Raw genomic sequence first — 21,341 nt, 5'->3', positions numbered from 1 at the left:
GTTACCGGCACGACTTCATCACGGATGCAGGCTTCGACCTCGTCGTCGGAGTCGCCGCGGGCACTGCCGACTGTTGTGTGGCGGGTGTTCCAATACCCTCCGGCCTTGTTGATCAGCCCATTGATGCAGGGGAGGGTGAGCAGCTCGTCGGCGAGCCGACGTACCTGGTTTTGGGAAGACAGGTCGGCAACAAAGGCGTCCACCTTTCCGCCGCCTGCCAAACGCAGTTCTTCGGCGGTTTCTTGGGCGCGTTTGGCGTCCCGGCCGATGATGACGACGTGGGCCCCCATCAGAGCCAGCGTGGGCGGTTGCCTTGCCGATGCCTCCGGTTGCGCCGGTGACGACCACTGTCCTGCCCGCCATGGGTCTCATGTTTTTGTTTTTCATGACTGTGCTCGTTCCGGGTAGGGCTGGCTGGTGTCGGTGTAGCTATTGAGTGTTTCTGCGATGGCCTCGTCCAGGGGCGTGGCTGTGACGCCGAGCCTTGTGGTGATTTTGCTGCTGTCAACGATGAAGGGTTCTTCGAACTGGTACTGCATTTCGAGGAGTTCACGCACGACGGGGCTGTTGATGGCCAGAGCGCGCAGGAGAAATGGCGGGACGGCGCGGATCCTGGTTCGCTGTTGGCCTGCCTGACGGTAGATGGTGTCAACGAGTTCCTGGGTGCTGCACGTGTGGGGGTCGTTGGGCAGGTGCCAGATTTGGCCGGGCGCGTCCGGGTGTTCGCCCAGGACGGCGAGGCCTTCACCGATGTCGGGAACGTAGGTGTAGGTGTGGGGTTGGTGCCGGTCGCCCAGTACTGTGCTGGTTTTTCCGGCCAGGGCTGCCGGGAAGACGCGGTCGCCGAGGTTTGATTGTGCTCCGCCGCGCGGACCGAAGTAATCGGAGGCGCGGCCGATGGCTACTTCGACGCGGCCTGCATGGTGGGCGTGCAGGAGTTCGTCAGCCATCGCGGCGCGGAGCCGGCCCTTGATCGTGTGGGCGTTGTTGTGTCGGTCTTCGGTCAGTGGGCGTCCTGCCGGGCGGCCATACATGTAGACGTTTTCCATGCTGACCAGCCGGGCGCCTGTGGCTTCCGCCGCCGCAAGCACTCCGGTCTGCAGTGCGGGGAATTGTGCGCTCCACAGGTGGTACGGCGGGTTCATCGTCTGATAGTGGACGGTGGCACCGTGGGCTGCGCGGGCGGCGAAGACGGGGTCGGCGGCGTTTCCGGCGATGACTTCCACACCTTCGGGCACGGTGGCCTGCCCGGACCGGTTGACCAGACGGACGGTCCGGCCTCGCCGCCGGAGGGCGTCGAACGCGGCCAGCCCGATGGCGCCGGTACCGAAGATGACGTGGAGCCCGGTATTCATGACTGTACCTTTGCGTTCGTGGGGGACACGGCCGGCTTGTTGAGCAGCGGGACGGGTAGCAACCGGTTCAGGATGAGGCCGGTGATCGCGGTGACGAGGAGGGCTCCGCTGGCGCCGAAAACGATGATCTGCTGATCGACAGCGATCCTGGCCAGCGTGGTTACTGTCCAGCCCAGGCTCCATAGTGCAGGCATGGCCGCTGCCCAGATCCAGCGGCGCCAGCCCACCTGCCGTGGAAGGGCAAGTGCCTGGGCGAAACCCAGGACGAGCCCGTTGAGTGCGCCCATCAGGGCAAGGTCAGGAAGGGCGGTGCCGTAGCCTGCGGCCGTGGCGCCCAGGGCCAGTCCGGCGCCCATGCCCAGGACAGTCGCCGGGATCCAGGCCAGGGGCCGGACCCTGTGGCTGCTGGTCAGTGCCTGCCCGCTACCGATGATGAGTCCGGCGGTGGCCCCGCCGATGACCGCAGAAAGCGGGTCGTCGATGCGGCCACTGATCATGGTGCCGGCGTATTCGCCGATTGGCAGTGCCAGGAAGCTGGTGGTCCACAGCAGCCAGGCACAGATGGTGCTTGCCCGCGAAGTCGTTGTGTGGGTCATGATGTCCGTTCATTAGGCCATACCGTGCTGGGCAGGATGTAAATGCGTGGTGAGCACAGGCCTTGCAGCCACTGAACGCTTTATGAGAATGCTGATACCGAGCCCTGCAACCCAGAGGCCCCAACCTGTGCTGCCGAGAAGGCCGGCGAGGTCCCAGACGGGAAATCCCGGGACGGCGGTGGCGAGGATGTCGCCCTGATTGAGCAGATAGATGCTGGAAGTGATGAGGCCGGCGGCACCGATCCATCGGGGAAGAATCCCGCTGCGCAGGATCACGATGCTGACGGCGGCGGACCACCCGATCACCAGCAGCTGGCCCAGGTGCTCACCCAGCAGTGCACCGCCGAACTGGTGCTGCGCTGTCCAGGCAGCGGCCACCGCAGCCCGCGTCTGCCCGTCCCCTGTCGCGTAGGTGCTGGCCAGTGCCGGGACGACGAACACCCAGCGCAGGAACCCGATGAGTGACAGGAGTACCGAGGCGGCCCCGGCATAGGTGGCAACCTTCACAAAGGGATTCCCCTGCAGGCCGAGAGCTGCCGGCAGAAGCAGGATCGGGATGGCGAGGAGCCCGTAGGTCCAGGCCGCCGCGAACCAGGCCCACACGAGGGCGGGGCCGCCGGCGGTAAAGGCAGGCAGCACCACCTCGGCCGGCTCCCGCAATACGTCCGGCCAGTCAAACATCACTGACAGGGCTGTGGCCGCTGCCGCGAACGCGAGGGCACTGAAGGCAAACAGCCCACCGGTGGTGCTGCGAAGTTTCGTGGTTGGCATGGTGTTCATGGCGGTGTTCCTGCCTATTTCTGTACGGCGTGCAATCTGGACGCTGTACAAATGGTGTACGCTGTACAGAGGAAAGTCAAGAGAGGAATTAATGACGACGCAGGCACGCAGTTCGAAACCGGGGCCCCGCAGGACCCTGACCGAGAACGCGATCATGGACGCAGCCCTTGACCTTCTCGACGAGGGCGGAGTTAATGCCGCTTCCGTGCGGGGGATTGCTGCCCGGGTCGGGGTCGCCCCGAACGCCGTCTATACGTACTTCCCCGATAAGGCGGCAGTCATCAAAGCCATTGTTGAGCACCTGCTGGGGCAGGTTGACCTGGCCGTGTTCTCGGACCGCAACGTTCCGTGGCGTCAGCGCATTGAATCCCTGGCGTTGGAACTCAGGGAGCGGCTCACCGCCCATCCGGGAGCGGTGAACCTGATGATCGGCGGGCCCATGGACGGCCCGCGGGCTCTTGCCCTGAACGAACACCTCATGGAAACGCTTCGGGATTCCGGGCTCGACGCCGGCGAGGCCGCGAGGGCGTCCTACCTGCTAATCGTCTACGTCTTCGGCTCGATAGCCCTCGAGGCGGCAGAGCTGGGTAATGGGCCCAGGGGAATTTCGGAAGCGGAGAAAATTGCCTCCCGCCTGGAGGGGTTTTCGGCAATACCGGCCACCAGGTACCCCCTCTCCGCTGAAGCGGCAGCGATCATGGCCACCTACGTCTCTACCCAGCAGTACAGATGGGGACTTCACAAAGTGCTCGATGGGCTTACCCGAACGTAAGCGCCGTCAGGCGGTTCGTCCCCAATGTCCCCGGGAGTCAGTAAGTAGCGCTTCCAGATGTAGTCCCACGGGGTCACGGCCAGGATGGCGACAACGAAGAGGATGCTGAAGAGCATGTCGGCCGTGGCGGTGTCCATGTCGTTGGCGAGAAGGTGGGGCAGCGCCACGATCCCCAACCACAGCTTTTTCCAGATCACCTCGAACAAGAGGATCGGCAGCATCCCGATGGGATATCTGAGGCCCAGGAGTGCCAGGAGCGACATCGCTGTCAGGAGGCAGACGATCACTCCGTCAGGCACGGGCATGGAAGCGGCCTGGCGGAGGAGGGGCCATTTGACGATGATGAGGCCTACTGCCATCAGCAGGTAACCGCCCCGCATCAGGTTCAAGCGGAAGGTAGGCAGTCCAACGTTCATGGCATGTCTTTTCCGGGAACCGGGGAAGAATCGGCGGGGACCCGGACCTGGCGGCCCCTGATGAGCAGCCAGAACATGAGTGCTACTTCGCCGCCGAAAACAAACACGGCGAAGCCAAACGGGAAATCAGGGACGAGGATGGTGGCGAATCCATCAGCGAGGTAGCCCAGTCCGGCGATGGTGAGGAGGACGCCGAAGATCCTTGCCATGAACCCGGACCGGTAGGCCAGGTAGCCGATCAGCAGCAGGTGGACGGCGAAGAGGACCAGCCCGACTTTCCAGGTGGCATCGAAGGCGTCCAGCATACGCACCGCCTGCCCACCGTCGTTCTTCAGGAGTGCGGGCACTTCCAGGAGCCGGCAAATGGCGACGAGGAAGACCGCTGAGTAGGCGAGCCGGAACCAGGCCGCCATCATCGATAGGCCCCGGTCCACGGACTCGAACACCTCGAACAGCGCTGCGGCGACGATGACGTCCAGAACGACGACGGCGACCAGGGCGGCTACGCCCATGCGGAACAGTGCTTCTGAAGCGGAGATATCCGCGACGGTTTTGGCTGTGTCCCCTGTGGTGATGAGGTTTTCCAGGATACCGAAGTTGCCCCAGGCGGACAGTACCGCCATGAGCAGCAGCGCGGTTCCGGCAACCAGGCTGGGTGCACGCAGGGATTTGGTGAGTCGGTTGCCGGTGGCGTCCAGGGAACCGTAGGGTGCTGATACTGACATGGCGGGCTTCTCTCTTAGGCTTGTGGGGCTTGGATGGTGATGGAGATTTTTCCGCGGGCTTTGCCGGCGTCGAAGTAGCGCATGGCGTCCGGGACCTGCTCTAAGGGGTAGGCCCGATCGATGACCGGTGTAAGGGTGCCAGCTTCGATAAGTCCAGTGAGGTGCTCGAGGTCCGACGCGCGTTGCTTTGACGTGATCATGGTCAGCCGCTGGGTGATGAACGGGTTGAGGGCCAGGGCCCGGAGCTGCCGGTCCATGCTGCCGGTCCAGGATCCGCCTTCCTCCCCGCCGGTGATGACAGCGGTTCCCTTAGGGGTAAGGGCGTTGCGGAGGCTGGCCAGGGTGGGGTTTCCTGCGATGTCCAGAATCAGGTCGTATCGTGCGGTGCCGTCAGCGAAGTCCTGACGCGTGTAGTCGATGACGTGGTCGGCCCCGAGGGAGCGAATCAGGTCCATTTTGGCGGTGCTGCCCACGCCGGTGACCACGGCCCCGGCCGCCTTGGCCAACTGCACGGCATAGCTGCCGACCCCGCCTGAGGCGCCCAGGACCAGTACCTTCTGCCCCGGCGTTATGGGGCGGGCGGCGCGGAGCGCCTGCAGGGCGGTGCTGGCCGAGACCGGAACGACCGAGGCTTGTTCGAAGGTCAGGTTGGCAGGTTTGCGGGCGAGTTTGTCTTCCCGGGCGGCGGCGAACTCAGCGAAGGGACCTTTTCCGAAACCGAAGACTTCGTCCCCGACCGAGAACCTGGTCACGGCTGCCCCGACTGCTGTGACCGTGCCGGCAAGGTCCAGCCCCGGGACAGGGTTTTTAGGGGCGCGGATGCCGTAGACCAACCGTAAGGCGTAGGGCAGTCCGGTGGTGACATGCCAGGTGCCCCGGTCCAGTCCCGCCGCGTGCACACGGACCAGAACCTCTTTTTCGCTAATGGCGGGGCGGGCAATGTGCGCCAGGTGCAGGACATCGGCGGGTCCGTAGGCCTCCTGCACTATGGCCCGCATGGGCACTTCCCCTGCGGACGCTGGGCGTCCTAACAGACCTTCTGTGACGCTCTGACCCGGTGAGGTCATGGCCGCTCTCCTTAGATGCTGGATTGAAAGCGCAATTTCGTACGCTGTACGGTTATGGTAGCGTACATAGTACTAAACCGATACGGCTGGGAGCCACGATGTCAGTCAGCACGCAAAACCTGCCCCCGAAACGAATTCCACTCAGCCGGGAAAGGGTACTCAGATACGCCCTCGACCTCGCCGATGAGTCGGGAATCGCGTCTTTAACCATCCGTTCCCTCGCGAACAGCATGGGGACGAAGCCGATGTCGCTCTACCACTACGTGGCCAACAAGGATGAGATCCTGGACGGCATCGTGGACATGGTCTTCGACGAAATAGAGCCGCCATCCCCCGCGGGGGACTGGCGTGACCAAATGCACCGACGGGCGCACGCAGTGCGGGCTGCGCTCAAGCGCCACCCCTGGGCCGTGGGGCTGCTGGAGACCCGCGCATCTCCTGGGGCTGCAACCCTGCGCCATCACGAGGCGACCCTTGCTACCCTGCGGTCCGCGGGATTCTCCGTGCAGATGACGGCCCACGCCTACGCGCTCCTCGACAGCTACATCTACGGAGCAGCCCTCCAGGAAGCCGCCCTGCCCTTCCACGGCCCGGACGCCGCCGTCGAGGTGACCGCCTCGATTGTTGAACGCTTCTCAGGCGGGCAGTACCCCCATCTCGTTGAGATCGCCACTGAGCACGTCCTCAAACCCGGGTACGACTTCGGGGACGAGTTCGATTTCGGGCTGAACGTCATTCTCGACGGGCTCGCACGCGCGATCCCCAGCAGCGGCAAGGACCAGTCGCAGCAGAACACGTAAAGGAACGAACACCCGTCACGGCCGAACGGTGTGGTGAAGAGCGGAGGGCGAACACTCAACCATCCGGCTTCCTGCGATTGGCCGGCCGATTCCCAGGAGTGACCACGTCCGCGGAGCCTGTGGATCCCAAAAGCAGGTAACGACAGGGAGGTGCCCTGCAGCTGGAGTCGAAGGAACACGGCGAATGCAGGCCCGGCACTTCAATGGGTCCCCGCGGCTTATCGCGCAGCCCGTACGCCGTCGGCTGGTACCGCCGCGCTATGGCTTTATCGTACTTAGTACGGTATGCTCAGCGTACAAAGTACGAAGAGCTCCTTACGCATCTCTCCCATGAACCAATCTTCAGGACCTTCCGGGGATGATCCGGAACCTCCCTACACGGAACCCGGTCCAAGCGGCCAAAAGCGCGACTAAGACTGGCCGGAGGCTGTCATTTGGCAGGGACCCGTCGAATTCCCGCCGGACCGAACCTGCACACCATCCCCAGCCAGACATTCCCGAAAGAAGAAAGCCATGTCAGCGTCAATGCCGAGCGGATACCTCCGGCAACCCAGCATCCCTAAGCGGCCGTTGACCCGAAGCGTGCGGGCGACAGCCCGGATCGTCGGGACACTGTTTCTTGCGGGCTTCCTGACCTACGGGATCGGCAACGCCATCGCAACGAATCTGGCCGGGTCTGTTGACCAAAGCTCCAGAGCGATGCTCGTCGTCGGCGCCGCGCTCATGCTCACCAATTCCTTCGTCGTCATTGGCATCGGCGTGCTGATGCTCCCCATCCTGCAGCCGCACAGCAAGGCCGTTGCCTTGGGGTATCTGGCCACCAGGATCTTTGAGGGCATCGGCCTCGCCGTCGGTGTTGGCTGCCTGCTGCTACTCAACGGCTCAGCCGCGATCTCCGGAAATTTCATCGCCTACAACGTCGCAATGTCCGGACTTGGAATCGGCAGCCTATTCTTCTGCGCGGTCCTCTTCCGCTCAGGCCTGACTCCCAGATTTCTGGCGGGATGGGGCTTTGTTGGATACGCGTTCTTTGCCGCCGGCTCGCTCTTGGAGCTGTTGGGCGTCAAAGGTGCGGGTCTCGTCGGAGCTGTTCCCGGAGGGCTATTTGAAGTGGTCTTCGGTATCTGGCTCATCGCCCGCGGCTTCCGCCACGCCGGGACGGTCGTTGACGGCGGTCCGATACACAGGCGCATCGCGTGAATATCAGCCCCACTGAGCCACACCCCCGGCGGTAACACGGTACCTGTCCGTCCCTCTCCCTATCGCGTGTTCGTACTAGGTGCGGTATGTGGACCGTACGCAGTACGAAACCTGTGCTGTGGCGGGCCGCTAATCCGGTCGCCGGCTCTTGGTACTCCAACCGTCAGCCCTCTATGAAAGAAGCAAGCCATGTCCACGTCAATGCCCGACAATCCTGCCCGCGGGCCCAATTCACCAGCAGCCAGAATGCCCGCGCTGCCCATGGCCATCCTGATGCTGGGGGTCCTGCTCGGACTCGCCGCGGTGGGTGCGCTGTCGGCCTACCGTTCGCTTCCGCGGGAAATGGATGGACTCACCACCGCGCTCCTACTAATCGGCACGGCGGTACTCCTAATTCTTCTGGGGGCCGGGGGCCTGGGACGAGGGATTGCACCCCCCGGGCGCTACTGATCGGGGCATCATGGGTTCTCAGCCTCGCCGTAGCCGAGTACTTCATCTACCGCCGCGCCCACGGACCCGGACCCGCGTCCGGCCCTTCTGCCCGGCCCGCCCAGCCCCCGCCCAAAGCTGCGTAACGTCGGGCCGGTTCCGGCCCTCGCGTCACGTATCTTATGAAGTCCCTACCTGTACTGCTCGGTAGTAAGGTAGGTGGCCATGATTTTTGCTGCGGCAGCGGATAACGGAAAGCCACGGGCCCGGCAACGCATCCGCGGGCCGGACCACCAAACATCAAAGGATCCTGACCATGTCACAGCCCGCCGCATCCTCACTCCCCCTGAATCATCATCCCCGGACAGTTATACCCGGGAAGGACGGCCCGGCCGGCGCGGTTTTGCCGACCTTCCGCCTGCACATGATGCGGGGCGGTTACCTGCTGATGGCAGTAGGGCTCATCATCGTCAAATGGCCCCTGCTTCTCCAGGCAGCGTCGATGCCGGTAATGGACGGCGTAGTCGTCTGCATTCTGACAGCGATGTCGCTTCTGGCGCTCCTGGGACTCAGGTACCCCATCGGAATGCTCCCGATTCTCATGTTCGAAGTGATCTGGAAAGTGCTCTGGCTGGGAATCGTAGCCCTGCCCCTCCTCATCGCCAACGACATGGACGAGGCCACCTCTGAAATGCTCTTCAGTATTCTCTTTGTAACCGCCATCCTGGCCGTGACGCCCTGGGACTACGTGTGGAAGCGCTTCGTGAAGGCGCCCGGGGACAGCTGGAGACGAACGGCTAGATAGGTTGCCTCCAACCATGACGACCAAACCGTAACCCCTGCCCTACAGGTGGCAGGTCAGCAAAAGACCGTCCGTCCGCCAGGTCACCGCCTCATCCTTGGATGTGAAAAACCGGGTCAGGTGAACGGGGTTATGTCTTGCTATGTAGAAGCTGGCTAGTACTGGGCGTTCACAGTCCACATTGATGATCACCCGGGCCGAGCATTTCGCCCTGCCGACTCGGAATGGGCGTCGGCACCATTCGTGGCAGCCGTACACTGTCTGCAGAGGGGAGGCGGTCATGGCGGGCCCACTGCTTGAGAGCAAGCTCCGCGTCCCCAGACGGCGACGGGGTCTGACAGAGCGTCCGAGGTTGAGCGAGCGTCTGAACCGTGGAGCGGAGTCCACGTTGACGCTGGTGTCGGCCCCGGCCGGCTTCGGTAAGACGACGTTGCTGACGGAGTGGCTCGCATCCGCTTCCGCTGATGGATGGTCGGCGGCGTGGCTCTCGCTCGACAAGCGTGACAACGATTCCACGATGTTCTGGACGTACTTCATCACGGCGTTGAAGACGGCGTCCGATGGGGTTGGCGCCGCTGCGCTCTCGCTCCTGCAGTCGGCACAGCCGCCCATCGAAGCGGTGCTCGCCAGCCTGCTCAATAACCTCCACGCCGTCTCGAGCGATGTGGTCTTGGTTCTCGATGATTATCACGTTATCGATGCACCCGATATACACGACGGGATTGCTTTCCTGCTGGAGCACCTGCCACCGCAGGTGCATCTCGTAATCGCCGGCCGAGCCGACCCGGTGTTGCCGTTGGCAAGGTTACGGGCACGGGGCGAGCTCGTCGAGATCCGCGCCGCCGATCTGCGATTTACTGCGGACGAGGCGGCGGCTTACCTCAGCGGCGCCATGGGATTGGAGCTGACGGCAGGGGATATAGCAGCGCTGGAAGGACGCACCGAAGGGTGGATCGCGGCGCTCCAGCTCGCTGCGCTTTCGATGCAGGGTCGCGAAGACCTCGCCGCCTTCATCGCAGGCTTTGCCGGGGACGACCGATACATCGTCGACTACTTGGCCGAGGAGGTCCTGCAGCGCCAACCAGAGGATGTCCAACGCTTCCTGCTCGAAACCTCCATCCTGGATCGGCTTACCGGCCCACTGTGCGATGCCGTCACCGGACAGGACAACGGCAAGCTCAGGCTCGTGGAGTTGGAGCGAGCGAACCTGTTTCTGGTTCCCTTGGATGACCGCCGTCAGTGGTATCGCTATCACCAGCTTTTTGCCGACGTTCTACGGGCGCGCCTGCTGGAGGAGCGCGGCGAAGAGCTCCCGGTTCTGCATCGGCGGGCGAGCACTTGGTACGAACAGAATGGTCAGGCGTTCGATGCTGTCCGCCATGCCGTGGCCGCGCAGGATTTCGATCGGGCGGCGCACCTCGTCGAGCTAGCGGTTCCCGCCATTCGGCGGAACCGGCAGGAGGCCGTGCTGCGCGGCTGGTTGAAGGTGCTCCCGGACGATGTGGTCCGCGTCAGGCCCGTTCTGGGCGTGGGGCTGGTCGGGACGTTGGTCGTAAGCGGCGATGTCGAGGAAGCCGAGGCCCGGCTGCGGGAGGTCGAACGGTGGCTGAAGTCACTGACGGATACGAGTAAGGAAATCCAAGGCCGATCAGCGGAAATGGTCGTCGCCGACGAGGAGGAATTTCGCCGCCTTCCCGAGACGATTGAGGTATATCGGGCCGCGCTGGCGCTGGGCCGGGGCGACGGATCCGGGGCGGCAGGTCATGCCCAACGTGCACTTGAGCTTGCACCTGAGGGAGATCATCTCAGCCGTGCCGCCGCATCCGGCTTGCTGGGACTCGCCTACTGGGGGCGTGGGGAGCTCGAGGCAGCCCATCGGGCGTATGCCGAATGCATGGCCGGCCTGCACCGTGCACGGCACCTTGCCGACACATTTGGATGCGCGATCGCGCTGGCGGACATCCGGCTGGCCCAGGGACATCTCAATGACGCCATGCGCACCTACGAACGGGCCCTGGAGCGCGTCCCTGAACAGCACGGATCGGCTCTGCGGGGGACAGCCGACATGTATGTGGGCATGAGCGGGGTCTGCCGGGAGCGCGGCGACCTGCAGGGCGCAGCCCGGCTCCTAGTCCGCAGCCAGCAGCTCGGTCCCCTCAGCGAGCTGCCGCAAAATCTGTATCGCTGGCGCGTCGCGATGGCTCGGATCCGGGAGGCGGAAGGAGACCCGGCCGGAGCGCTCGACCTCCTGGCTGAGGCTGACCGGCTCTACGTCAGCGATTACTTCCCCAATGTTCGTCCGGTGCCGGCTTTGAGAGCACGGACCTGGGTCGCGCAAGGGCGGTTGGGGCAAGCGCTCGGCTGGGTGCGGGAGCGGGCCCTGACAGCGGAAGATGAACTCAGCTACCTTCGCGAGTTCGAGCACATCACTCTTGCCCGGGTGCTCCTTGCCCGGCACACAGCAGAGCGCTCAACGCCCTCCCTTGACGAGGCAATCCGACTGCTGGGCCGCCTTCTGCAAGCGGCAGAGGATGGCGGGAGAACGGGAAGCATCATCGAGATCCTCGTGCTTCATGCGCTTGCCGACCAGATGCGAGGGGACATCCCGGCGGCGCTGGCATTCCTGCAGCGAGCCGCAGCGTTGTCCGAGCCGGAGGGCTACGTTCGGATTTTCGCTGATGAAGGCGCACCGATGGCTTCACTGCTCAGGGCGGCTGTGAAACAACGGACAGCCCCGGGCTACCTCCGCCGGCTCCTGACGGCAATGAACAACAACACCGAAGAGACCGCACCCGTCAATCAGGGCTTGATCGAGCCGCTGAGTGAACGCGAGCTGGACGTTCTCCGGCTGCTCGGAACGGACCTCGACGGTCCGGGCATCGCTCACGAACTCACGGTGTCCCTGAACACGGTGCGGACGCACACCAGTCATATCTACGCCAAGCTCGGTGTGAACAGCCGTCGCGCAGCGGTCCGCAGGGCCGAAGAACTGGGCCTGTTGTCCTGATCCGGCAACCGGCCAGCCCGGGCCGCCGCGGATGGACGGAATATGGCATGACAAGGCCCGGTGAATAAATCACCACGCTAATCACCATGTGTGATGACGCGTGGTCATTAGGTCTCCTTCTACCGTTCGATCAGGACAACGAAACAGCCGCAACGCCGGCTGAGGTCCATCCAGTCGGACACAGTGAAAGGAGCGCCGTGAGCGAAATACCGACCGGCCATCACCACAACTCCGGATGGTACGACATTCGACTCGAAGGCCACCTGGATTCCCGGTGGACTGCCTGGTTCGACGCACTGAGCCTGACGAACGAAAACGACGGCACCACAATCCTCCACGGCCACGTGGCTGACCAGGCCGCACTGCATGGTCTGCTCCAAAAAGTGCGCGATATCGGCCTGCCGCTGATTTCTGTCACTCAGGTTGAACCCGACAAGCCCGAGTCCACCACAGAGCCCCGATAGCTCATGCTCCCCAGGCATTCCACGAAGGAGAACGACACCATGACAAGCATCGACCCTTTAGCAGCAACGAAACGAGTCCCGATGGGCTCGCTGCGAAAGACCGCGCTGGCCGCGGGCGTGCTCTACCTGATCACCTTTATCTCGATCCCGACACTCGCTCTCTACGGTCCGGTGCGAACGGACCCTAACTACATCGCCGGACCGGGACCGGACACCGCCATCATCTTCGGTGGCGTCCTCGAGATCATCGTGGCCCTTGCTTGCATCGGCACTGGCGTCGCGCTGTACCCGGTGATCAAGAGGCAGAACGAAGGGCTCGCGCTGGGCTTCGTCAGCGTGCGGGTACTGGAGGCCGCCACCATCTTCGCCGGTGTCGTGGCCCTCCTCTCCATTGTGACCCTGCGGCAGGCCGGAGCCGGAGCAGATGCGTTGACCACAGGGCAGGCATTGCTCTCCCTGCACACCTGGACCACGGTCCTCGGACAGGGCTTCCTCCCGGCCCTGAACGCCCTGCTGTTGGGCTCCCTGATGTACAAGTCGCGGCTGGTGCCGCGGATTCTTCCCATGCTGGGATTTATTGGAGCGCCCCTGCTCGTCGCTTCTGTTGCCGGAACGCTGTTCGGACTCTGGGGACCAGTGTCCTTACTGTCCGGGATCGGCGCACTCCTGCTTGCGCTCTGGGAATTTTCGCTGGGCATTTGGCTGGTCGCCAAAGGCTTCAGGCCCAGTCCCATCACGACAGGAATGGCGCCTGCCGTCACGATGCCCGCCCGCAGTGACGCCCCCGCCTAACGATCAAAACACCCGCATCCTGAAAAGGATCAGATCCAAATGCGCACTTTCACATCCAATAAGGGAACTGACCTGTCCTGACAAAGGATGCGCCAGTCCCATCGCCGCAATCCGCTACACCCCCACGAAAGAAGAACCCCATGTTGACTACCGCCAGCCCAACTCTCGACAGACAAACACCTGCCCCGTTTCCGGTCCGCCTCGCAGCAGTTACGGGCCTGGCCGCAGCCGCGGTCCTGTTCGTCAATGCGGCCAAGCGTGCCGAACTGATTCCACTCAATTCAGCGACGCAGCTTGCTGCGCCCCTGGCACAGGCACTCGCAATCATTCTGGTCATCGGCCTAGCCGCGGTTGCCCTGCGCCAATCATCAAAGTTTTCCGCGGTCGCCCTCGTGCTGAACGTCCTGGGACTCGCCGCCGCGACCGGCGTGGAATGGGTGATCAACCTGGTATTTGTCCGACTCGACCCCTCCCAGATCGCTACGTTGCGGGCAGGTCCGCTCGGAACAGCCTTTGTGGCAGCCTCAATGATCTTCCTACTCGGATCAATCCTGTATTCTCTGGCGCTGCTACGGGACGGCAAAGCGCGATTGGAATGGTTGCGATGCCGTAGGCGATTGTTGGGATCCGGGGTGCGCTACGCAACTTCGTCCCGGAGCTGGCACTTGATCTGGCCCTGGCGCTACTGGGCGCCTCGGTCGTCTGGCTCGCCCTCTGGATGCTCCAAAGCAGGTCAGCAACCACTGCCCACCAGTTGAATGCGGTGTCGCCAGCAGGAGAGGAACCGAATTAATTCCCCGACCGACTCGCCACGTGTTGGCTGCAATGGAGCCTAAGGTCCCGGGGCACTGCCCAAAGGCGTCAGCCCACGGGTTCACCTGCACCCCACGCTAACTCCCGATGCTCGGCGCGCGCGGGGAATCAAGCGATTCCACAATCCAGGTACCACCCTTGACCTATACCCCGGGGGTATGTCTTCAAGGTGTTGGCAAACCCACTCGCTCTCGGTTCACACCCAGCGCAACAGGTCCTTCACGCACACATGAATGCCAATTCAGCGACAACACGACACGCCTGCAGGACTTCCCTTCCCTCGTCGGGGGGCGATGTCATTCGGGCGAATGGCCCGCCTTTGAACGGGCTCTCACTTCATCCGAACATCCTCAAGTCTGGAAACGTCCCCATGTCACAGGTCAGCCGTCACCTATCACACCCTGCAACCGAACCAACAACCGTAAGGCGCCGCCGGCCACTCCGCGCGCTGAAAGTCACAGGCATCCTTGCTCATACCGCGCTGGGAATGACTCTTGCACCACAGCAGCCAACTCCTTCCTCGAACAACAGGAGAAGTCGAGCATTGCCCCTTACGGCGACCTCTTAAAGGTCGCGGACGGCGCGGTGAACGTTTACCGGGCTGGCACCGAAGGTGCACAACCCCTTGTACTGCTCAGCGGTCTAGGCACGATAGCTCCGGCGTTGGACTTTGCACCCCTGATCCGGGAACTGAGCTCCTACGACGTCATCGTCGTCGAAGGCTTCGGATACGGCTACAGCGATATGAGCGCCCGCGAACGGACCCTAACGAACATCAGCACTGAACTCCATGAGGCCCTCTCCTCCCTCGACATCGGAAAACCGTACGTTTTGGCCGGACATTCGATCGCCGGCTTCTACACGCTCGACTATGCCAACCGGTATCCCGGCGAAGTATCCGCAGTTGTCGGCATCGACCCCAGCGTGCCCGCCGCCAATAATGAAGATTCCGTCAAGGCCGCTTTTGCGCCCCGACGAGCCTTCGCCCTGCTCGACGGCGCGGACTTACTCCGTTGCGGCGACCCCGAGGTCCGCGGCGTGGCCGCTGATGGTGCGGGCCAGGTCGATGTCGCGGCTGGTGATCCCGCCGACATCGTGGCTCAAGAGCCTGACGCGTACCTCAGGGTAGGTGAGCGTGAGGTCGGGGTGGTGGTTGGCCTCCTCGGCGGAGGCTCCGATGCGGTTCACGAGCTCCAGCCCGGTGAAGAACTCCCGGGTCTTGAAGGTGGCGGTGAGGGCCTCGCCGGTCAAGTGCCAGCCCGTGAGCCCGGCTTCGGCGAGCTCGGCGGCGGACAGCTTCCGTAGGGGATTAGTCATAGTGCCATCATGGCTCCGGAGGGCGGCCGAGGCTACCCTTGCAGGCACCACGCCTCCAAGTGGGATGTCCGGCGCCAGCCACTGCGGGTAAAACGTCCCCACTGCGCGGGGAGGGCGCTGTCAAGCCCTGCCAGTGAGAGAAAACGCCCGACCGTGATGCCAGGGGTCTCCTTTTCAGAGCCTCTGCCCTGGCCAAATACAAAGGCCGGCAAGGCAGATTCAGTAAGGCTGGACCGCTCTCAGGAGTGCGTGTCGAGGTAGTGCAGAATCGCGTGCGCCGTTTCCTCCGGCGCGCTTATGTGGGGGCAGTGCCCTGTTGCCCGAAGCTGCACCAGGGTGCTGTGTTCCAGGTTCTTGTGCAGGTAGGCGCCCACCTCCGGCGGGGCTAGCCGGTCGTCGGAGCACTGCAGAATGAGGCAGTTGGTGTGCAGCTTTCTCAGTTCGGGGCGGGTGTCGGAGAAGAATGTTACTTCGGCGAAGTGTCGGGCGATGGCCGGGTCTGTCTGGCAGAAGCTGGCACGCAGGTCTTCCGCTAGTTCCGGCTCTTGCGGGTTGCCCATGACGATCGGTGCCAGGGCCGCGGCCCAGGCGAAATAGTCGCGGTCCAGAGAAGCCAGAAGGCCCACGATGTCTTCCCGCGAAAACCCTCCGATGTAGCCGTCGTAGGGGTCGTCCGTATGGCGGGGTGAAGGAGCCAGCAGGATCAGGTGGGAAAACCGGGTGGGTTCTTGGGCTGCGGCGACCACGGCGATCATGGTGCTGACGCTGTGTCCCACCAGGATGACGTCCTCAAGTTCAAGGGCTGCGCAGATCTCCAGAAGGTCCGTCGCGTACCCCTTCAGGGATTCGTACTTCTCCCAGTCATAGGCGCTGATGTCGGAGTGTCCTGCGCCAACATGATCAAAAAGCACCAACCGGTAGTCATCAACGAAGTAGGGGAGAAACTTGCGCCATATGGTCTGATCGCAGCCGAAGCCGTGGGCAAACATCAACACAGGCCCGTCAGCCTGGCCCAATAGGGTGACATTGTTTCGGGCGATTACCGCAGCGTCGGCTTCGATCACATTCTCACTGAACTTCGCGTAGGGTGGCGTTCTTTCCCAGACTATCCACGGGAAACAGAGAAATCCTAGGGCTCCGGCCACTATGACCTTCAAGGTGACGTCGATCCAGCCCATGGCAGACGATGCGCCATAAGCGATTCCCCGGCCAGGACGATCAAACTGGAGCCCCAGGCTGGAACGCCGATCATGGACGCACCGCCAAAGTGTCCTTGGTGAGCAGCAGCCCAGGCCGATCAACCTGCTAGGCCACCCGCAGACCCACGCCCCTGGTCATCTTGCGGATTTCGTCGGATTTCAGGCCGCTTGCCGCAGCAAGTTGGTAGTCATCAAGGAGCCGGGACTTCCTGGCCATGGCAAGGACTTCGGTGCGCTTCTGCTCCAGGGCGCCGCGTGCGTCAGCGGCTGCGGCCAGGTCCGCGGCCAGTTCTGCGATGAGGCGAAGCTGTTCAGCCCGGCCCTGCCCCGACGGGTACAGTTCCTCACGGGCCAAGGCGACGCTGCGGACGGCGGTGGCAAGCATACCGGAGGCCTTCGCGACTGCGGCGGCTTTCGCGCCGTCGCAGACGGCCTGGGCAACTCGCTCGTGCAGCTCGTTGGCCAGGTCACGCACCCGGCTGGACCGGAGGGCAAGCATCCTCCGCTGCTGGGCCAGCAGGGCCAGGACTTCCCGGGTCCGGGCGGCGGCCGGGTCCGGTTTTGGAGGGCCCTGGTACCGGTAAGCGTGCGGCGCCTCGCCGCCCGTCCTGCTGCGTCCTGAAAGCGGATGCATCCGCTTGTGTGTCTGGCTGCCAGCCAACTCTGCTCCTAGGATCCATAACCGTTCCTATCCGTCCGCTGCCGGATCTTGCATAACGCGCGGGGCCGCCGTCGTACTGTGTGCGGCACCGTTGTCCTCCCTGCACGTTACGCCGCATCAAAGCCGGCCGGGCAATACCGAAAGTGCGTGGAGTTATAGGGGAATGATGTGGCCGGCCCGTCATAAGGACTGCTTATCTGTCCACGCACTTTAGGTCTTATCCAAGCTGCTCCCTCCTTCCCTAGGCTCGAATGAACCACACTCATCCGACCCGGAACCCTGGAAGAGAACATGCCTGAATTCGTGCCCGCCTCACGCGTAACCCGTATCAAGTCCTCGCCGAGCGTTGCTGCGGCGGCCCGAGTGCGGGAGCTCAAAGCCGAAGGCCGGCGGATCCTGGACCTGACGGTCGGCGAACCGGACTTCGATACCCCGCAGCACATCAAGGACGCGGCCATCGACGCCATCGGCCGCGGCGAAACCAAGTACACGTCCGTCACCGGGACGCCCCAACTCCAGAAGGCCATCCTTCAGACGCTGGAGCGCAAAACCGGGCAACAGTACACGCATGCCGAGATCACGATCGGCGGCGGTGGCAAGCAGGTCATCTTCACAGCCTTCATGGCCACCCTCAATGCAGGGGACGAGGTGGTGATCCCCGCACCGTACTGGGTCTCCTATCCGGACATGGTGCTGGCGAACGAAGGCACTCCCGTGATTGTCCCCTGCGGCGAGGACACCGGCTTCAAGCTCACCCCCGACGCCCTGGAACAAGCCCTGACGGGGCATACGAAGTGGGTCATCCTCAATACGCCCTCCAACCCCACTGGCGCGGTCTACTCCCGCCAGGAACTGGCCGGCCTCGCTGCCGTCCTAAAGGGGCACCCATCCGTCTACATCCTCACGGACGAGATCTACGACGAGATCCACTTCGGCACCGAACCCATCACCAGCCTGGTGGCCGTGGCGCCCGAACTCAAGGACCGGGTCCTGGTCACCAACGGGGTTTCCAAGGCATACGCGATGACCGGGTGGCGGCTGGGCTACGCCGGTGGCCCGGCACCGCTGGTTGCTGCCATCAACAAGCTGCAGTCCCAGATGTCCTCCTGCCCGTCCTCGGTCAGCCAGGCAGCCGCTGCCGCGGCGCTCACCGGCGACCAGGCATTTGTCCGCGACAGCGTGGAGGTTTACCAGGAGCGGCGCGACGCCGCAGTTGCCGGCCTGAATAGCATCGAAGGTTTGCAGTGCACGACGCCGGACGGCGCCTTTTACGCGTACGTCAACTGCGCCGGGGTCATCGGTAGGACGACGCCGGAAGGCAGGCGGATCACCAACGACGAGGACTTCACCCTTTACCTGCTGGATGCCGCCTCCGTGGCCGTCATCCAGGGCTCGGCCTACGGCCTCGGCCCGTACTTCCGGATCTCCTACGCCACCGGGCTGCCGGTTATCGAGGAATCCATTGCTGCCATCGAAAAAGCCGTCCAGGCCCTGGCCTGATCCCACACCAACTTTTCCACTCAAAGGAGACATTCCATGATCCACGTTAAAACGAAGTTCGACCGGCCCTCGGAAGACGCCATCGCGCGACTCTCGAAGTTCTCCTCCGCCACTGTGCACGAGGCGCAGGGACGCAAGGGAGCCTTGAGCTCGAAAATCAAGCCGATCGACCGAAGCATGTCCTTCTGCGGCCCCGCCGTAACCGTTGTCTGTGCACCGCGGGACAACCTCATGCTCCAGGTGGCCATCCACTACGCACAGAAGGGCGACGTTGTCCTGGTCTCCGCCGGTGAGTATGCAGAAGCCGGAACGTTCGGCGACGTGCTGGGCAACGCCATGAAGGCGAAAGGGCTGGCCGGCATGGTCACCGACTCCGGCGTCCGCGACACCAAGGACCTGATTGAACTCGGACTTCCGGTGTTTTCGGGCAGCGTTTGCATCAAGGGGACCGTCAAGGAAACCATTGGCCCCATCAACCACCCGCTGGTGTTCGACGACGAAATCGTCTACCCAGGCGACGTCCTGCTGGGTGACGCCGACGGCGTGGTAGTGGTCCGCAAGGACGAAATCGAGGAAGTCATCAAGCTGTCCCAGGCACGCGTGGACGCTGAGGACGACCTCATCCGCCGCTACAAAGACGGCGGCACCACCATTGAACTGTGCAAGCTCACCGATGTGCTGAAGGCCAAGGGCCTGCTGGTCGAGGATGCCGAGCTCGAGCCGGCCCTGTAAGCCGCATCAGCCCCATCGGTTGCTGAGTAAACGTCGTTTTGACCCCTCATAACGGAAGTTGGGCCCACGCCGGCAGGGTTCCCTGGCCGAGCTTGCGAGGAGAGGGGGCCGGTGGGGAGCAATCGATGAGGTTAAGCCAAGAGGCCCGGGTTCCTTTCGGAACTCCGGGCCTTGCCTCTTGCTGCTCTCTACCGCCGGTAGCGGCTTAGTTCATGCCGGGCAGGAGGTAGGCGGGCGGACCCACCTGGGAGTCGTCCAGGTACCACATGGTGGAGCCGCTCTTGCCCGGCGGCATCATGCTTCCCTCGAACACGAACACCGGCTCCGTGGAGGGGCCGTCCTCCGGCCGCCAGAAGCCGTTGGTGGGGCAGTGCGAACCGGTGCTTGCTTTGAGTTGGATTCTTCTTTCTGCCGTTTTCCGGTATTGCAGGCTGGTGATCTTTTTCATGGTGGGCTCCGGGGGTTTTTTATTGCCGAGGTAATACGCCGTTTCAGCGTCCCTTTATGGCTTTTATCCTAGAACTACAGCGGGGCCCTGAATAAGACAAAACAAAGGTGCCCTGATAAGCGGCCCTTATGATGCAGTCCGGTCATTTGGCGGGCAGCGTCGGATACTTGTTGCGCAGCATTTCCTGGAGCATTTCCTTTAGTACCAGCAGGACCGCAGATCCGGCTTCGGACAGGGGCTCATGGTCGGGGGTGCACAGCGCGATCTTGCATTGAAGTGCGGGGTCGGTAATCCGCAGGACACGGAAGTCCTCCTCGTGGAACAGGGCATCCGCGGCCGACTTTGGCAGGATGGTTGCCCCGAGGTCCGTGCGCAGCAGCCGGGTGAGGGAGGGAACCGATTCCACTTCACCTACCAGCTTCAGTTTCATGCCCTTGTTTTCGATGCCTGCCTGCACCACCTGCCGCAGCGTGTGGTTCTGTTCCGGCAGAAAAAGGCCCAGAGTTGCCACCTCCCCAAGGGTGATGGATTCAGCGTCCGCCGCTACCGGCAGTTCCCGATGGGCATTCACGATCAGGTACAGGTCCTCCACGATCAGGGTGGTGAACTGCACCCCGCGGATGGGACCAGGCTCGTAGATGAGCGCCATGTCCAGGCGGCCGTTCTTGATGGCTTCGCTGAGGACGCCGCCGTAGATTTCCGTGACATGGAGGACGATGTCCGGGTAGCGCCGTCCCACCTCGCTGATGATCCGAGGGGTCAGGCTGGACGCCATGCTGTACGGGGCGATGGCGATGGAGACGCGGCCCGAGGGGGCTGCGCCGGAGGCCGCAACGTCGATCCTTGCCTGCTCCACCAGTCGCAGGATGGTCTGTGCATGCCGGTACAGGGTATGGCCGGCAGCCGTGGGCTCCACGCCCTGCTTGCTGCGGATGAGGAGCCTCTGCTTCAGGTCGGTCTCCAGGGCGGACACCTGCTGGCTCAGGGCCGGCTGTGCCACGTGGAGGGCGGCAGCGGCTTTGGTGATGCTTCCTGAATCGACGATCTGGACGAAATACGCCAGTTTCCGGGTGTCCATAGCGCTCCTCTTTCCAGCGGGGACGGCACAGCATGTGGGGGTCATATGGTGGTGCTATGGCGGGACAGGCATTACGTCTTTGTGTGATCCGAGTCCCGGGCATAGATTAATTGCAGATGACTTTTCAGTGACCAGGACATTCTATCCCAGGCCCAGGCATAACTGTTTCCGATGACGGAATAGCTGTTTTGCATATACCCGGAGAGAATCAACTGGCCGCTGGATTTTCAGATTACGGAATGAAGCCCTGAGTAATTCTGCCCGCTACGCCGGCAGAGGTCATAACGGCCCCCTATCCCGTGACACGAATTACGTCTTTGTGTGGCGCGAATCCCGATGCCACACTCATTTATGTCCCGCCGAACACCCAACAGAGGAAGGCCCGAAA

At 63.1% G+C, this 21,341-nt stretch carries 21 protein-coding genes and 2 pseudogenes; 11 read left to right on the top strand and 12 right to left on the bottom strand.

The window, feature by feature from the left end; genetic code table 11:
• Positions 1 to 83: 83 nt before the first annotated feature.
• The 4 genes and pseudogenes from QF031_RS10535 to QF031_RS10520 all read right to left on the bottom strand — a co-directional run.
• Positions 84 to 290: pseudogene (locus QF031_RS10535) on the bottom strand (SDR family NAD(P)-dependent oxidoreductase); the annotation flags it as partial.
• Positions 291 to 383: 93 nt separating this feature from the next.
• Positions 384 to 1,355, bottom strand: a complete 972-nt coding sequence (locus tag QF031_RS10530; protein ID WP_307427589.1) for an NAD-dependent epimerase/dehydratase family protein — start codon at positions 1,353 to 1,355, stop codon at positions 384 to 386.
• Positions 1,352 to 1,951 carry a hypothetical protein gene (locus tag QF031_RS10525; protein ID WP_307427587.1) on the bottom strand — a complete coding sequence of 200 codons (600 nt, stop codon included), beginning with the start codon at positions 1,949 to 1,951 and terminating at the stop codon, positions 1,352 to 1,354. Before QF031_RS10525 ends, QF031_RS10530 begins: the two co-directional genes overlap by 4 nt.
• A 12-nt stretch (positions 1,952 to 1,963) precedes the next feature.
• A complete protein-coding gene (locus QF031_RS10520; RefSeq protein ID WP_307427586.1) occupies positions 1,964 to 2,731 on the bottom strand; it encodes a DUF4386 domain-containing protein in 768 nt (255 codons plus the stop codon).
• 91 nt (positions 2,732 to 2,822) lie between these two features.
• On the opposite strand from QF031_RS10520, the gene QF031_RS10515 reads away from it, so the two are divergent.
• Positions 2,823 to 3,503, top strand: a complete 681-nt coding sequence (locus QF031_RS10515; protein WP_307427584.1) for a TetR/AcrR family transcriptional regulator — start codon at positions 2,823 to 2,825, stop codon at positions 3,501 to 3,503.
• On the opposite strand, the gene QF031_RS10510 is transcribed toward QF031_RS10515, so the two are convergent.
• The 3 genes from QF031_RS10510 to QF031_RS10500 are packed head-to-tail and all read right to left on the bottom strand — an operon-like array spanning position 3,470 to position 5,642.
• Positions 3,470 to 3,919, bottom strand: coding sequence for a hypothetical protein (locus tag QF031_RS10510; RefSeq protein WP_307427582.1), 450 nt, complete (start codon positions 3,917 to 3,919; stop codon positions 3,470 to 3,472). The genes QF031_RS10515 and QF031_RS10510 overlap by 34 nt on opposite strands.
• Positions 3,916 to 4,644: a DUF4386 domain-containing protein gene (locus tag QF031_RS10505; RefSeq protein WP_307427580.1), complete on the bottom strand. Its 729-nt coding sequence runs from the start codon at positions 4,642 to 4,644 to the stop codon at positions 3,916 to 3,918. Before QF031_RS10505 ends, QF031_RS10510 begins: the two co-directional genes overlap by 4 nt.
• 14 nt (positions 4,645 to 4,658) lie before the next feature.
• A complete protein-coding gene (locus QF031_RS10500; protein WP_307427578.1) occupies positions 4,659 to 5,642 on the bottom strand; it encodes an NAD(P)-dependent alcohol dehydrogenase in 984 nt (327 codons plus the stop codon).
• Between the two features lie 314 nt (positions 5,643 to 5,956).
• Here QF031_RS10500 and QF031_RS10495 point away from each other — a divergent pair, with 314 nt between their 5' ends.
• The 8 genes and pseudogenes from QF031_RS10495 to QF031_RS10460 form a co-directional block, all read left to right on the top strand.
• On the top strand, positions 5,957 to 6,511 hold the full coding sequence (locus tag QF031_RS10495; protein ID WP_307427576.1) for a TetR/AcrR family transcriptional regulator C-terminal domain-containing protein: 555 nt from the start codon (positions 5,957 to 5,959) through the stop codon (positions 6,509 to 6,511).
• Positions 6,512 to 7,024: 513 nt separating this feature from the next.
• Entirely contained in the window at positions 7,025 to 7,711 is a 687-nt protein-coding gene (locus QF031_RS10490; protein ID WP_307427574.1) for a DUF4386 domain-containing protein, read from the top strand.
• A 189-nt stretch (positions 7,712 to 7,900) separates the two neighbouring features.
• Positions 7,901 to 8,161, top strand: a complete 261-nt coding sequence (locus QF031_RS10485) for a hypothetical protein (protein WP_307427572.1) — start codon at positions 7,901 to 7,903, stop codon at positions 8,159 to 8,161.
• A gap of 295 nt (positions 8,162 to 8,456) precedes the next feature.
• Positions 8,457 to 8,945, top strand: coding sequence for a hypothetical protein (locus QF031_RS10480; RefSeq protein ID WP_307427570.1), 489 nt, complete (start codon positions 8,457 to 8,459; stop codon positions 8,943 to 8,945).
• Positions 8,946 to 9,294: 349 nt separating this feature from the next.
• Complete coding sequence (locus QF031_RS10475) at positions 9,295 to 11,949, top strand: LuxR C-terminal-related transcriptional regulator (RefSeq protein WP_307427568.1); 2,655 nt, start codon at positions 9,295 to 9,297, stop codon at positions 11,947 to 11,949.
• A 197-nt stretch (positions 11,950 to 12,146) separates the two neighbouring features.
• Entirely contained in the window at positions 12,147 to 12,413 is a 267-nt protein-coding gene (locus QF031_RS10470) for a hypothetical protein (RefSeq protein ID WP_307427566.1), read from the top strand.
• Between the two features lie 39 nt (positions 12,414 to 12,452).
• Positions 12,453 to 13,205 (top strand): DUF4386 domain-containing protein, encoded by a 753-nt coding sequence (locus QF031_RS10465; protein WP_307427564.1) that lies wholly within the window; start codon positions 12,453 to 12,455, stop codon positions 13,203 to 13,205.
• 900 nt (positions 13,206 to 14,105) lie between these two features.
• Positions 14,106 to 15,107 (top strand): annotated as a pseudogene (locus QF031_RS10460) (alpha/beta fold hydrolase); the annotation flags it as partial.
• Here QF031_RS10460 and QF031_RS10455 read toward each other — a convergent pair.
• The 3 genes from QF031_RS10455 to QF031_RS10445 all read right to left on the bottom strand — a co-directional run bounded on the left by QF031_RS10455 (position 15,024) and on the right by QF031_RS10445 (position 17,168).
• On the bottom strand, positions 15,024 to 15,335 hold the full coding sequence (locus QF031_RS10455) for a 4a-hydroxytetrahydrobiopterin dehydratase (RefSeq protein WP_307427562.1): 312 nt from the start codon (positions 15,333 to 15,335) through the stop codon (positions 15,024 to 15,026). The pseudogene QF031_RS10460 and the gene QF031_RS10455 overlap by 84 nt on opposite strands.
• A 239-nt stretch (positions 15,336 to 15,574) precedes the next feature.
• The gene (locus tag QF031_RS10450) at positions 15,575 to 16,399 is read right to left on the bottom strand and encodes an alpha/beta fold hydrolase (protein WP_307427560.1); all 825 of its coding nucleotides are present in this window, start codon (positions 16,397 to 16,399) and stop codon (positions 15,575 to 15,577) included.
• 241 nt (positions 16,400 to 16,640) lie between these two features.
• Positions 16,641 to 17,168: a hypothetical protein gene (locus tag QF031_RS10445; RefSeq protein WP_307427558.1), complete on the bottom strand. Its 528-nt coding sequence runs from the start codon at positions 17,166 to 17,168 to the stop codon at positions 16,641 to 16,643.
• Between the two features lie 318 nt (positions 17,169 to 17,486).
• Between QF031_RS10445 and QF031_RS10440 the strand changes: the two genes are divergently transcribed.
• Together QF031_RS10440 and QF031_RS10435 are read left to right on the top strand one after the other, a co-directional pair.
• Positions 17,487 to 18,695 (top strand): aspartate transaminase, encoded by a 1,209-nt coding sequence (locus tag QF031_RS10440; protein ID WP_307427556.1) that lies wholly within the window; start codon positions 17,487 to 17,489, stop codon positions 18,693 to 18,695.
• A gap of 36 nt (positions 18,696 to 18,731) precedes the next feature.
• Positions 18,732 to 19,427, top strand: a complete 696-nt coding sequence (locus tag QF031_RS10435) for a 4-carboxy-4-hydroxy-2-oxoadipate aldolase/oxaloacetate decarboxylase (protein WP_307427554.1) — start codon at positions 18,732 to 18,734, stop codon at positions 19,425 to 19,427.
• Positions 19,428 to 19,632: 205 nt separating this feature from the next.
• Here the strand turns inward: QF031_RS10435 and QF031_RS10430 are convergent, their stop codons facing one another.
• Together QF031_RS10430 and QF031_RS10425 are read right to left on the bottom strand one after the other, a co-directional pair.
• Positions 19,633 to 19,875, bottom strand: coding sequence for a hypothetical protein (locus tag QF031_RS10430; RefSeq protein WP_307427552.1), 243 nt, complete (start codon positions 19,873 to 19,875; stop codon positions 19,633 to 19,635).
• Between the two features lie 142 nt (positions 19,876 to 20,017).
• Positions 20,018 to 20,953, bottom strand: a complete 936-nt coding sequence (locus tag QF031_RS10425; RefSeq protein ID WP_307427550.1) for a LysR substrate-binding domain-containing protein — start codon at positions 20,951 to 20,953, stop codon at positions 20,018 to 20,020.
• Positions 20,954 to 21,341 lie beyond the last annotated feature (388 nt).

Origin of the sequence: Pseudarthrobacter defluvii, assembly GCF_030816725.1 — a bacterium.
Taxonomy (GTDB): Bacteria; Actinomycetota; Actinomycetes; order Actinomycetales; family Micrococcaceae; genus Arthrobacter; species Arthrobacter defluvii_A.
Note: the sequence above shows the minus strand (reverse complement) of the source record. Positions and strands in the feature narration are given on the sequence as shown.